General features: G+C 58.1%; 14 protein-coding genes. 8 read left to right on the top strand and 6 right to left on the bottom strand.

What is annotated here, in order from left to right:
* Positions 1–28 precede the first annotated feature (28 nt).
* Together C4K40_RS16345 and C4K40_RS16340 are read left to right on the top strand one after the other, a co-directional pair.
* On the top strand, positions 29–640 hold the full coding sequence (locus tag C4K40_RS16345; protein ID WP_053130251.1) for an FMN-dependent NADH-azoreductase: 612 nt from the start codon (positions 29–31) through the stop codon (positions 638–640).
* A gap of 254 nt (positions 641–894) precedes the next feature.
* Positions 895–1926: a dienelactone hydrolase gene (locus C4K40_RS16340; RefSeq protein WP_053130248.1), complete on the top strand. Its 1032-nt coding sequence runs from the start codon at positions 895–897 to the stop codon at positions 1924–1926.
* Position 1927: 1 nt separating this feature from the next.
* Here C4K40_RS16340 and C4K40_RS16335 read toward each other — a convergent pair whose 3' ends face one another.
* Together C4K40_RS16335 and C4K40_RS16330 are read right to left on the bottom strand one after the other, a co-directional pair.
* Positions 1928–3115, bottom strand: coding sequence for an MFS transporter (locus C4K40_RS16335; protein ID WP_053130245.1), 1188 nt, complete (start codon positions 3113–3115; stop codon positions 1928–1930).
* A 177-nt stretch (positions 3116–3292) separates the two neighbouring features.
* Complete coding sequence (locus C4K40_RS16330; protein WP_053130242.1) at positions 3293–4879, bottom strand: ABC-F family ATPase; 1587 nt, start codon at positions 4877–4879, stop codon at positions 3293–3295.
* 769 nt (positions 4880–5648) lie between these two features.
* On the opposite strand from C4K40_RS16330, the gene C4K40_RS31565 reads away from it, so the two are divergent.
* Entirely contained in the window at positions 5649–5789 is a 141-nt protein-coding gene (locus C4K40_RS31565; RefSeq protein WP_157064358.1) for a hypothetical protein, read from the top strand.
* 209 nt (positions 5790–5998) lie between these two features.
* On the opposite strand, the gene C4K40_RS31560 is transcribed toward C4K40_RS31565, so the two are convergent.
* Positions 5999–6472 (bottom strand): hypothetical protein, encoded by a 474-nt coding sequence (locus tag C4K40_RS31560; RefSeq protein ID WP_157064357.1) that lies wholly within the window; start codon positions 6470–6472, stop codon positions 5999–6001.
* Positions 6473–6636: 164 nt separating this feature from the next.
* Between C4K40_RS31560 and C4K40_RS16320 the strand changes: the two genes are divergently transcribed.
* The 4 genes from C4K40_RS16320 to C4K40_RS16300 all read left to right on the top strand — a co-directional run bounded on the left by C4K40_RS16320 (position 6637) and on the right by C4K40_RS16300 (position 9395).
* On the top strand, positions 6637–7083 hold the full coding sequence (locus tag C4K40_RS16320) for a hypothetical protein (protein ID WP_124421327.1): 447 nt from the start codon (positions 6637–6639) through the stop codon (positions 7081–7083).
* A gap of 406 nt (positions 7084–7489) precedes the next feature.
* A complete protein-coding gene (locus C4K40_RS16315; RefSeq protein WP_053130236.1) occupies positions 7490–8053 on the top strand; it encodes a hypothetical protein in 564 nt (187 codons plus the stop codon).
* 24 nt (positions 8054–8077) lie between these two features.
* On the top strand, positions 8078–8470 hold the full coding sequence (locus C4K40_RS16310) for a hypothetical protein (protein WP_053130233.1): 393 nt from the start codon (positions 8078–8080) through the stop codon (positions 8468–8470).
* A gap of 613 nt (positions 8471–9083) precedes the next feature.
* Positions 9084–9395: a hypothetical protein gene (locus tag C4K40_RS16300; protein WP_124421326.1), complete on the top strand. Its 312-nt coding sequence runs from the start codon at positions 9084–9086 to the stop codon at positions 9393–9395.
* A 208-nt stretch (positions 9396–9603) separates the two neighbouring features.
* Here the strand turns inward: C4K40_RS16300 and C4K40_RS16295 are convergent, their stop codons facing one another.
* The 3 genes from C4K40_RS16295 to C4K40_RS16285 all read right to left on the bottom strand — a co-directional run bounded on the left by C4K40_RS16295 (position 9604) and on the right by C4K40_RS16285 (position 11913).
* Positions 9604–9912 carry a hypothetical protein gene (locus tag C4K40_RS16295; protein WP_124421325.1) on the bottom strand — a complete coding sequence of 103 codons (309 nt, stop codon included), beginning with the start codon at positions 9910–9912 and terminating at the stop codon, positions 9604–9606.
* A 260-nt stretch (positions 9913–10172) separates the two neighbouring features.
* Positions 10173–10805: a polysaccharide lyase family 7 protein gene (locus C4K40_RS16290; protein WP_053130223.1), complete on the bottom strand. Its 633-nt coding sequence runs from the start codon at positions 10803–10805 to the stop codon at positions 10173–10175.
* Positions 10806–11184: 379 nt separating this feature from the next.
* Entirely contained in the window at positions 11185–11913 is a 729-nt protein-coding gene (locus C4K40_RS16285; protein ID WP_022638876.1) for a helix-turn-helix transcriptional regulator, read from the bottom strand.
* Between the two features lie 194 nt (positions 11914–12107).
* On the opposite strand from C4K40_RS16285, the gene C4K40_RS16280 reads away from it, so the two are divergent.
* The gene (locus tag C4K40_RS16280; RefSeq protein ID WP_031319901.1) at positions 12108–12632 is read left to right on the top strand and encodes a GNAT family N-acetyltransferase; all 525 of its coding nucleotides are present in this window, start codon (positions 12108–12110) and stop codon (positions 12630–12632) included.
* Positions 12633–12651 lie beyond the last annotated feature (19 nt).

Below are 12651 nucleotides of genomic sequence, written 5' to 3'. Positions count from 1 at the left end.
AGCGGCGGTCCTCACTTGGAGAATCCAGATGAAACTGTTGCATATCGATTCCAGCATTCTTGGCGACAACTCGGCTTCCCGTCAGCTCAGCCACAGCGTGGTAGAGGCCTGGAAGGCCGCCGAGCCACAAGCGGTGGTGACCTACCGTGACCTGGCCGCCGATGCCATCAGCCACTTCTCCGCCGCCACCCTGGTGGCCGCCGGCACCGTCGCCGAACTGCGCGATGCCGCCCAGCAGCACGAGGCCCGGCTCAGTGCTCAGACACTGGAAGAATTCCTGGCTGCCGACACGCTGGTGGTCGCAGCGCCCATGTACAACTTCACCATCCCCAGCCAGCTCAAGGCCTGGTTCGACCGCATCGCCATATCCGGCAAGACCTTCCGTTACACCGAGGCCGGCCCGCAAGGCTTGTGCGGCGACAAGAAGGTGATCGTGGTGTCTACCTCCGGCGGCCTGCATGTCGGCATGCCTACCGGTGTCGGACACGAGGACTACCTGAAGGTGATGTTCGGTTTCATGGGCATTACCGATATCGAGTTCGTCCGTGCCCATGGCCTGGGTTATGGCGAAGAGGTACGCAGCAAGGCCATGGCCGACGCCCAGGCGCATATTCGCGGGCCGCTCTTCGCTGCCGCGTAAGGCTTGTGTAAAGACGCTTTCACGCGCCAGCAGGGCCACTAGACTCTGTATTCTGGTCATCGTTTCAGATGATCAGGGTACGGAGTTTTTTTATTGGCTTTTCCAGGTTTTCTGGCTCGGGTTATGCAGGTTGAAGAGAGCTTCTTCTTTAGCGCGCGGTTCCGATTCCAGGACGAATCTCCTCCAGAGCCTTGGCGGCAAGGGATGGCACGGGCAACCGGCATTCTCGATCCTGCGACTAAGGTGGGTGTGTGATGAGCGGTCGTTGTGCAATGTTACTGATCTGCCTGTTCAGCGGCATGGCTTCGGTGCAGGCGGCGCCCCATCCGCATTGGAGCGTCGGCTTTCATGAGTTGAGCTTTCTCGATCCGCTGGACCAGCAGCCAATGCGTGCCATTGCTTTTTACCCGTCCACTGGTATCGAGCACTCCAGCCAGTTGGAGGGTTATCGGATCGGTGCCTCTCGCGATGCCAAGATCGCCATCGGCCGCTTCCCGATGCTGATGCTGTCCCATGGCAACACCGGAACGCCCCTGGCCCTGCACGATCTGGCCACATCCCTGGCGCGCAAGGGGTTCGTGGTGGTGGCGGTGATTCATCCGGGAGACAACTCCAGGGACCACAGCCGGCTGGGTACCCTGAGCAATCTCTATGGCCGGCCGATCCAGATTTCCGAGGCCATCACTGCGACCCTGGCCGATCCGATGCTGGCCCCATTCGTCAATGCCGAGCAGGTAGGGGTGATCGGCTATTCGGCCGGCGGCGAGACGGCGCTGATCCTGTCCGGCGCCACTCCAGACCTGGATCGCCTGCGGCGTTATTGCCAGGAGCGTCCGGATGACCGGGATGCCTGTAATACCCAGGGTGAACTGATCGTCGATCGCGATGACTTGCAGCCGGTAGCCGATCCCCGGGTACATGCCTTGCTGTTGATGGCACCGTTGAGCCTCAAGTTCGGTCGCCAGACCTTGTCCGGGGTGCATGTACCGGTGTTGCTGTACAGCGGTGACGGCGATCAACTGGTCGCCCTGGACAAGAACGCCGCGGCCCTGGCGCGCAAACTGCCGGTGGCGCCGGACTTCAAGTTGCTGGCCGGGGCCGGGCACTTCGTGTTCATGGCGCCGTGTACCGCCGAGCAGCAGGCGGCCATGCCGTTGCTGTGCACCGACGCCGACGGGGTGGATCGGGTCGACATCCACCGCAACTTGATTTCCGAGGCGGGCAGGTTCTTCGCCCAGACCTTGGGCAAGCCGGACCGGGCTGGCATGCAGACTGCCGACCAGTGATTCAGGCCGCAGCGCGGTGCTTGAGCAGCAGGGTCAGGCCCAGGCCGGTGACGGACAGCAGGGCGGCGCAGAAAAAGATCCATGCATAGCCAAGGTTCAGCGCCACCGCGCCCATCAAGGGCCCGGCGACCGCCAGCGCGAGGTCGAAGAACACCGCGTAGGCGCTCAAGCCGGCGCCCCGGCTGCTGTTGGGCACCTGCTTGATGGCCTCCACCCCCAGGGCCGGATACACCAGCGACAGGCCGAAACCGGTAAGGCCGGCTCCCACCAGTGCCCAGGCGGGGGAGGGGGCGAGCCAGAGCAGGCCGAGCCCTAAGGTTTCGACGCTCATGCAGGCGATTGCCGAACGAAAGCCGCCAAAGCGGCTGATGCTGGAAATGAACAACAGGCGCGAGCAGATGAAACAGACGCCGAACACCGTCAGGCAGTAGGCCGCGCCATCCCAGCCCAGGCTCAGGTAGAACAGGGTGATGAAGGTGGTCAGGGTGCCATAGCCGATAGAGGCCAGGCTCAGGCTCACGCCGAAGGGCGCGATTCGCCCGAACACCGCCCAGAACGGCAGGCGCTCACCCCGCACCACCGGTACCGATGGTTTGCTGCGGATCAATAACAAGGCCAGCAAGGCCAGGGCTGAAAGCGCCACGCCCAGGCTGGCGAAACCGTATTGCTGGACCATCACCACTCCCAGCGGCGCGCCAATGGCAATGGCGCCGTAGGAGGCGATGCCGTTCCAGGAGATCGACCGCGCGGTATGTTCCGCGCCGACCTGGCCCATGCACCAGCTGATGGTGCCGACCCCGATCAGGCCCTGGGCCACCCCCAGCAGCAGGCGGCCGCCCAATAGCACCGCCAGGCTTAGCCAGGGCAGTTCTTGCAGCCACACTGAAACCAGGGTCAACACGCCGCTCAGCAAGATGCCCAGCAAACCGTAGACGATCGAGCGCTTGGTGCCGACGGTATCGGACATGCGTCCGGCCATGGGGCGACTGAGCAGGGTAGCCAGGTACTGGGAGCCGATGGTCAGGCCGGCGATCACGGCACTGAATCCCAACTGTTCGTGGACATAACCTGGCAGTACGGCAATCGGCAGGCCGATGCAGAGAAAGGCGATGAAGGTATAGAAAACGATGGAAACGATCTGCTGGGTGATCGCCATGGAGCTTTGCGCGGATGTCTGGGGCTCGGGCATGAAGGCTCGTTCGCGGGCGGCGGTTAGAGGGCCGCATCATCGCGTGCCGCGAAATTAAAAGAAAGCAGGCTAACTATTTATTCCCATCCGGTCCTTTCAAGAGGGCAATGAGGTGAACCAAAAAGCCCCGTCACGCTGGACGGGGCCTTGTCTTGCTACTCACCGGTTGTCGCTGTCTTAGAACAGCAAGCCCTGGCTACGCAGGTAGTCGTCGTAGGTGCCACTGAAGTCGGTCACGCCGTTCGGGCTCAGCTCGATGATGCGAGTGGCCAGGGACGATACGAACTCGCGGTCGTGGCTGACGAAGATCAGCGTGCCCGGGTAGTTTTCCAGCGCCAGGTTCAGCGCTTCGATGGATTCCATGTCCAGGTGGTTGGTCGGTTCGTCCATCAGCAGTACGTTGGGCTTCTGGCAGGCCAGCTTGCCGAACAGCATGCGGCCCTGTTCACCACCGGAAAGCACCTTGACCGACTTCTGGATTTCGTCGGAAGAGAACAGCATGCGACCCAGGGCAGCCCGGATGTTCTGTTCGCCGCTGGTCCACTGGCCCATCCATTCGAACAGGGTTTCGTCGGCCTCGAAATCGTGAGCGTGGTCCTGGGCGTAGTAGCCAGTCTCGGCGCTGTCGGTCCACTTCACGTTGCCCGAATCCGGGGCGAGCTCACCGACCAGAGTACGCAGCAGGGTGGTCTTGCCGATGCCGTTGGGGCCGATGATGGCCACGCGCTCGCCGGCTTCCACGGTGAAGCTGAAGTCCTTGAACAACTGCTTGTCTTCGAAGCCCTTGGATACCTTCTCCAGGGTCACCGCCTGGCGGTGCAGCTTCTTGTTCTGGTCGAAGCGGATGAACGGGCTGACCCGGCTCGACGGCTTGACTTCCTCCAGCTGGATCTTGTCGATCTGCTTGGCGCGGCTGGTGGCCTGCTTGGCCTTGGAGGCGTTGGCCGAGAAGCGGCTGACGAAGGTCTGCAGCTCGGCGATCTGCGCTTTCTTCTTGGCGTTGTCGGACAGCAGGCGCTCGCGAGCCTGGGTCGAGGCGGTCATGTACTCGTCGTAGTTGCCCGGGAACAGGCGCAGCTCGCCGTAGTCCAGGTCGGCCATGTGGGTGCAGACACTGTTGAGGAAGTGCCGGTCGTGGGAAATGATGATCATGGTGCTGTTACGCGCCGTGAGGATGTTTTCCAGCCAGCGGATGGTGTTGATGTCCAGGTGGTTGGTCGGTTCGTCCAGCAGCAGGACTTCCGGATCCGAGAACAGCGCCTGGGCCAGCAATACCCGGAGCTTCCAACCTGGAGCCACTTCCGTCATGGGGCCGAAATGCTGTTCCAGGGGGATACCCAGGCCCAGCAGCAGTTCGCCGGCGCGGGACTCGGCGGTGTAGCCGTCCATCTCGGCGAATTCGGTTTCCAGCTCGGCCACGGCCATGCCGTCTTCTTCGGTCATTTCCGGCAGCGAGTAGATGCGATCGCGCTCGGCCTTGACCCGCCACAACTCCTCGTGGCCCATGATCACGGTGTCGATCACGGTGAATTCTTCATAGGCGAACTGATCCTGGCGCAGCTTGCCCAGGCGTACATTCGGCTCGAGCATGACCTGGCCACTGGAGGGCTCCAGGTCGCCGCCGAGGATTTTCATGAAGGTTGACTTGCCGCAACCGTTGGCGCCGATCAGGCCGTAGCGATTGCCGTTGTTGAACTTGACCGAGACGTTCTCGAACAGCGGCTTGGCGCCGAACTGCATGGTGATATTGGCTGTAGAAATCAAGTGCTTGTCCTGCGGGGGTTCCAGAGGTGTATTTAGGCCATTTCGTCAGTCTTGGGCCAAACTTGGGCCAATTAGACTTGCGGCGGCAGCTTCTCCAGCTCCCTTCAGTCCGAGGAGGAGCTGATCCATTTCGCGTAGGTAGAGAGCAACATCTCGACGCTGTGGCCGAGCTGGTTTGCGATGAACGCTTCGGTTCATCCCAGCTATCAGGCACATTGTTGCGTAGGTGTGGCGGGTGTCGTACTGCCGGCGTTCACGGATGACCAGCGCCTTGAGCGCTGATTTGAAGTCGCGGATTGTAACACTTGGCTCCCTGATCCACAGCCCTCCTTTGTGCTGCTGGAACACTAAAGGGCTTTGCGGCTGGGCTGACTTGGAGATCAAGCGCGAAGAGTCACCTTGGCCGGGCTTGGTTGATGGCTTTCATCGCGCGGTCGTGGAGTGATACTGCCCGGTGGTGCCTGGTCTTCGTTCGCTCATGTGGCGTTCGGTTCATGATGATCCGGTGAAAGCTCAGCGTGTCCTCGGGGAGGTGCCAGTTGGGATGGTGAGTTGCCGATCTCCCGCCAAGTCGATCGCAATGGCTCTTCCTGCGGAGCACCAGACTCCTGGCGGACCCCAGGGGGGATCACGGTGATTGGGGTATACACTGCGCGCTGTTCCCGAGCCGGGATGATCGCCGTTCTTTCTTCAGGCAGACTTCTCCTCGACAGTTATATTTCTCTGCGTTCGACCAAATTGGATTGATTCTTAAAACAAGGAGTGTTTTATGAAACTCGCAATCAATCTGCCCTTGCTATTCATTGGAAGTGTGGTGTTTGGCATGGGCTTGGCCGATGGCGGCAACTGGATGTTGTTTCCAGGTTGTATCTTTCTTGCTGGCGCCTTGATCCTTGGGAAGCGGCATTGAGGTGGTTTATTGTTTCAGACATGACTTGTCCTTGGCCGCTACTGCGTCGGGCTTGAGTGGAAAAGAGCTAGAAGAGGTACTGTGGGGGAGGGTTTTGCAGTCGCTGCCAAGGGAAATCAAAGGGGCGATTGAAGAGGGTATGCTTCGACAAGAATCCACCCTGGAACTACTGAGACTGAAAGCGGCGAAGGTGGCCTTATAATGTTCAATCAATATCCAAATAAAAAGCTTGGGCGGTGACTGTTCTTTTTAGGCGGGTTATTGATACTCGGCGTAGCAATCGTCGCTCTTGTTAGTACTGATGGGCCCCAATCTTTATTGATTACTGTACTTTCGAGCATCTTTTTCATACCCGCGTGCATCCTTAGCGAAAAGACTGTGTGCGTCAGGAGGTGGTTGGCAGCAGCGCGCAGATGCAAGGCAATGTAATGGTCCAGACCAACTACTGGGACGATGTGTCTCACCCGGGTGGTTGAACGATCCTGATGACGGTGGACAAGGCGCGGCATATCAGTGACTTCTCCACCAAGGGCCGTTGCAACGGCGTGAACCTGGTGCCGTAGCCAGCCGGGAGAAAGGCCGGTGAAGTTACTAGCGGGCTTGCCCTGCGATTGCAGTGGCCTGACACAGGTCAGGCACAGGCGTTCCGGCCCCAACCTCTGGTCTGCACCCAGCAATATCATGGGCATGAGCACCCGTCGACTTCTACAGTTCAGGTCTTGGGATGCCAAGAGGCCTTGTGCTGGGCTTTTTACTTCTGGTGTCTGGCTTAGGCTGTTCAGGTGCATTGAGGGGCCATATTGTCTTAGAATGGCTCTTTCCCGCCCTTCAAAGGAATGATTACGTGGTGAGCAACAACGCCATCTGCTGTCCGCAATGCCAAGGCCAAAACGTCCAGCTTCTGTCCGTCATCCATGCTGCTGGCACCTCTCACATACAAGCGACCCATCAAGCGCAATCCCAATCCGGATTCGGCCCCAGCGTGACCGTCGAAACTACAGGTCGGCATCAGACCGACTTGGCTGCCAGCGCCGGCCCACCCCCGGGTAAGCGCCTGCTTGGCCCAGTGATCCTTACAGGGGTTGGCGCCATCATCTTGTATGACGGTCTCAAACTCATGAACACTTTCTGGGGAGTGGATTGGACGAGGTTCTTCATGGGCGTGATATTGATCACGGTCGGCGTGATCGGCTTCGTCCGTCATTGGAAATTCAACGTCGCGCAGTACGACAAATTGGAAGAATGGCGTCGTACCTGGATGTGTCATGCCTGTGGCACTCGATTCCAGCCATAAACGGCGCAAGTGGGCACCTTCGGGTGCCTTTCTTTTTTGTCTTTCTCAACCAGTCCCCGTCAACTCACTGTTAAAGCATGTTTGCGTTTGCAGTGAGTTATTTCCTGTACGTTCGCCGTATTCGCTGGAACTCATTCAAATGCGGCGCCCAAAGAGTGATACCCAGGCACTTGATCGCCACAAGTGCGGGCAACATCAACGAGCGCATGTTGGGCTTATTTACAGAGAGCCGGTGGATCGACACGTTAGCGAAAAGCCAAGTAGCGATAGTTGCACGGGCTTGCTCCGGGGGTATTTGCAGTATCTGTTTTCGTATAGATAGGACGGATGTGCTAGATAGCCCTTTGCCTTATATTCAGGATGTGAAGCTACCGCCTTCAAAGATAACGGCGAAGGACAGGCCTCCATGATCGCTTTCACAAGGCAACTCTTACCTGCCGTATTACTGTGCAATGCCCTCGCTGCTCAGGCGAGCGATGTACAGATGGGGGACTTTTGGGTAGTTCACTACCAAGGAGGCTTGGGCAAGCATCAGGTGTTCATCGCCGACGGTGACCCCAATAACATCTTCAGTCGCCCGGGTGGCCTGAAATCATTGGGCGTCTATCAACTTTACGAAGAGCCTGGCAAGCCCACTTTTACCGCTTGGGATGTGGAAATCGATTGTGCAAAGAACCGTGTGCGCACCACTGGGGCACAGGATTTCCGCAGCGTATTCAATGAGCTTCGCAACGCAAAGTATTCCGACCAATGGCAGAGCAAGCCTGACACCTGGCTGGCGCAAAGCCGTGACTTCCTATGCAAGCCGGCTGAACGCCAAGCCAAGAAGATGGAGCGCCTGGGTGTAATGCCTGCATCGCAAATGAGCAAGGCAGGGCCACAACTGTTCCAGATATTGAACCGCGAGACCGCCAAGGCGGCCATCATGCAGCAGATAGATGAAGGATTCGCACAGATGTCTGCCAAGTAAAGCGGCCTCCAGGGAGAAGACCTTATGAACCGATTGCTCATCTTGGGCCTGTTGGCCACCTTGCTCAGTGGCTGTGCATCACTGGCGGCCAGCAGTGCCTGGAAAGATCGTCCGGTGGGCGAGTTGATCGACTTCTTCGGTGTGCCAAGACGGATCATGGTGGTGCCGGAGGAAGATTTGGTAGTGCTCAGATATGTACGCGACAGTAGTTATGTCACGCGTGAAGCCGCGGGTACTTATACGGGGCCACAGAACGGGCAACTTGTACATGCAGAGTACTGGGAAGACGTGCAGCACTCAGGCAGCTGTGAGATCGATGTGTTCGTCAATAGAGCTCGACTGGTGCAAAAGGTGCGGACGAAAGGGCGCTGTGCCGCTGTCGAGATGGCACCGCAGACTCGGTCGGTATCAGGCTAGCGAATGAGCAGCATCGATCCCATGAAACGAGGTAGCAAGTGCACTAGCATTCTGCAAACAGTCATGGGCGCGTGTTGGTTGCTGCATCTGGCCCCGCAGGCATGTTAGGGCACTCATCTACCCATCGCGCAACCCTCATGTCATTTAGGTGTTCGCCGATAGTGTCGACACGCAGGCACGTGCCTTTCTTTGAGTAGAACAAGATGCAGCGCGAACTATCTAGGGAGCAGGTGTCGACCTCGAAAAACTTGTGTGCAACCAGCTCCCGTTCCACGCCGCTGTATTCACAAGCATCAGAGGTATGCACCAGTGTCGGCTGCCAACCTTGTTTGACTAACTTACTCCTGGCCACGACAAAAGACTCATTGCTGGCAACGCCGGCCGGCCCATGCTTTTCGTTCATCGACTGCAAGCCACCGGCGAACGCTACACTGATATCGATGCAATAAAGTGCGACGAGTGCAAGGATCGATCGATGGAGCGATGTGAAGAGCTGCAGCTTGATTGTAACCCTGTATCCCTTATTCTGAAGTGGCAGAAGACCTTGAAGCCGCTGCTACATGAGCGAGCTGGATTATCAATTTGACCGAACCACTAGTCACGGATGGCTTTTATGCTTACGAACTTGGGAAATCATGACCTTCAAAAAATTGAAGAACTGTTCCTGCTTGCGGTCGACCACAGGGTGTGTTCGCTTTCAGGTAAGTCCGCTAAAGCTCAAATAAAGAATATGACGGCGAGGCTCAAAGGAGCCAACCTTCTAGCAGACGATAGCCTGATCGCCTATTTTGAGGACTTGATTACCGATCCGGAAGTTGAAAATCTGGCTCGCCGCAAGTCAGTATGCAGGGTAGTCAATGCAGCCTATGGCATAGGTACGCAACTGGCTGGAAACGGTGCCTCGCTGGAGATGTACTTGGTTTAACCGGAAAACCGACCTTGGAAAAAAACAGCAGTGCGCTGGGTTTTTATATCTGCAAACTGGTTTCCGGACTTTCCAGGGCTGGAAGTTCAAGTGACCTGTTTGGTCAGGCTGAACTTCTCGCCTAGGGAAGTGATAGTGCGAGTCGGTACGAATGGTATTGGCAACAGATAAGGTTGACTATTGGTACAGGCATCGCAGTTCGATTCGGTCAGCCCAGATCTGCCTGCAGAATTCGGATCTTGTAGGCTTTCAATAATGCCGATCTTCCCTCGGCCACGGCTTCAGCCAACACACACAGATCCAGGTATCGCTCCTCATCGAATGGCAAGCAAAAGGGTGCGATGTTGTCTCGTAGATCGTGCGCAATGCTTTGTGCGACGCCTCCTGCAAGAGCTTCTTCGATGGCGTCGCGGATGTTCATTTTTATTTGAAGCTTATCTGGTCGATTTTCCAACGTTGCCTGGTAGAGGTCGCTTGCCAACTCCAATAGGCGCATGCGGTGCTCTTGGTTATTCAAGTTCTGTTCCTTTGTGGGCCATGGGTAGGCTGGTGGCCCGGGCAGCCTTGTATGTGAAGGGGGATGGGTTCAAGCGCTGTTTGAAGCCGTCTTGAGCGGGCTTTTTACCCATGCTGACTGTTCAGTCATGAACCGTTGCCTTCGTGTTTGTCGGGTACGGCATAACAACCAGGCACAGGAGCAACCTGCTGGCCCGGGCTGCAGACTGACATCCGAGCCTGCGGGTATCCTGCACCAGGGACGTTTTGAGGTTGTGGCCGTCAGGCTTGCAGCGCGCCGTTGTATACGTCGAAGGACTCGTAAACCACCCAGCCGCCTTCGGTTGCCGGCCCTTCGTTGTCGATCACATAGGAGCCCGCCTTGAAGTAGAAGGGGTACCTGTCCCAGGACTTGCCGACTGGCATGTTGGCGCTGAGGGTATCAAGAGCGATGCTCAGTTCGCCCTGGGCATCGACCTCAACGCTGTAGTCGAACGCCTGGCCCAGCGCGACGGGCTTCTTCAACACAGTCCTGGCCAGGCCTCCCGGCGTGCTACGGGTCTCGATCCGCACGACGCCGTTCCACCAGATGACCATCAGGAACGGATTGGGGGCGTTGAGGGCATGGATCTGCCCGACGATGACCTTGCCACTGGATGGAGCGGCTTCCACGCGGACTCGGCCGCTCATGGCGTGCCTGGCACTGCCGCGTGGCCAGTTGAACGAGACAGGGGAGTCAGGCAGAGTCTGGCGACTCTCGGTGCGCGGCGTCTTGGAGGTTCCCGAGGTGCCGCCCTGGACCGAACACCAATAATTGGTGTGGCCGTTCTGGTCGATCCACAAAAGGTCCTGCGGCGGTCGCTCTGGATAGAGGTAGAGGGTGCCGTGGGCGATGATGCTGCCGAAGTTGTTCATGCTGTTCCTTATGGTCCTTGGATATGAAACTCGCAGTTCCTTGCAGGTGCTGCGCTGATGTCGAGCAAGGCATTGGGCAGAAATCCGCGAGCTTTGCGGGACTTCGTTCAATGCCTTGTCTCTCGCTCCCTGGAGATGGCCAGGCCGATCCCAGCTAGCCGCTGACGATCCGAAGTGGCACGTCTTGTTAAAGAGCGATGCAGCCTTCGCTGCCGGGCCGACGGTGAGTCGGCATGGATGAAATATAGGTAAACCTGTATTTATTGTAAATGGGTATTCCTATATTTTGTCGTGCAAAGAAACCCGCCTATGGCGGGCTCACAAGAAGCTTGGGGATGGCATTGGTCAAGCGCCTGGAGGGATTGCAAAACAGCAGGTATCAGCGCGAGTACATTGCCCACCAGAACACATGGCCCAGGATCGAGATTTGCTGTTCCTGGATCTCGGTGAAGCCATAGTCTTCATCAGGGTGTTCTTCCCGGTTGAAGCTACGCAGGCGCAAACCGCCAGGCAGGCGGTAGAGTTGTTTTACTCGCAACTGGCCTTTGTGATCGAGGGCATACATCTCGCCGTCCACCACATCCTTCAGCGCACATCTGCCGCTGTTAACGCCCACCGTGGCGCCATCCCGCAATACCGGGATCATGCTGTTCCCACTCACCGATACGCATCTTGCATCGCCGAGTTGCACGCCGTTCTGGCGCAGATCCTTCTTGAAGAAGCGCAGATGGGCGGTGGTGCTGGCCTCGATCACGAAACGCCCAGAACCGGCAGCCAGTTCCACCTCATGCAGGAACGGGACGTTCATCTCATTGTCACCAAGGGGAGTGTCCTCGTCCCAGGTCTCGATAGCGTCCAGTTCGATCTTCGGCGCCCGCGTTGCAGGACTATCCTGGTTGGCAACCAGCATCTGACCATCACCTTCGGCCAGCCACAGGGCGGATACGCCACAGGCAGAGGCGATCTGCGCCACGAAGGCGGTGGCCTTGGATTTTCCTCGCTCCAGATCGGAGATCGAGGTCTGGGTGATACCCGCCCGTACAGCCAGTTCGGTCTGGTTGAGCTGGGCATGGCGGCGGGCGGTCTTGAGGCGGTCTTTGAGTTCCATGGCGGCAGTATTACGGGGTCTCCCATAATGTGGCAAATCGGTTTTCCTATAATTCGATGGACGGCCTCCCATGGGCGGAGGCGGGGAGTTAGCGTAGCGCGTCCGGGTATTCGGATCGCCAGAAGGGTCAGGATGCTAGAGTCCTTGCCAAACCGCTTGGCTGCTGGCCTTGCGAACACAGGAAGAACTTTTATATGACGAACAACGCTTCACGACTGGTTTACCGACTACCACGTCCCGATGACGCGGAGCGGCTTTTCAGTATCTATGGCGACCCACGCACCAATCTGTTCAATCCTGCGGGACCAATGGCCGATTTCGCTCAAGCACAGGCGCTGCTAGGCCGCTGGATCGAACATTGGGCACGGCACCAGTACGGTACCTGGGCGATCGCCAGCAGTTGCGCGCCTGAGCGCATCCTGGGATTTGGCGGGATTGCTACGCACCATTACCTGGCCGAACAGCGTATCAACCTGGGTTATCGCTTCGCGGTCGAAGCCTGGGGCAGGGGCTATGCCACCCAGTTGGGGCGCGATGCGCTGGAGCATGCTTTCAAACAACTGGGCCTGCCGGAAGTTCACGGGTTGGTGAGGCCCGACCATGGAGCGTCGATCCGAGTGCTGGAGAAGATTGGCATGCAGCTCTGCGGTGAACTGGATGATGTGCCGGGCCAGCCCCCAAGCCTGGTATTCAAGGCGCAGCGCATTGCTCCGGCTTGATCCGCGCGAAGAGCCACAG

This window comes from Pseudomonas sp. CMR5c (genome assembly GCF_003850545.1).
Taxonomy (GTDB): domain Bacteria; phylum Pseudomonadota; class Gammaproteobacteria; order Pseudomonadales; family Pseudomonadaceae; genus Aquipseudomonas; species Aquipseudomonas piscis.
Note: the sequence above shows the minus strand (reverse complement) of the source record. Positions and strands in the feature narration are given on the sequence as shown.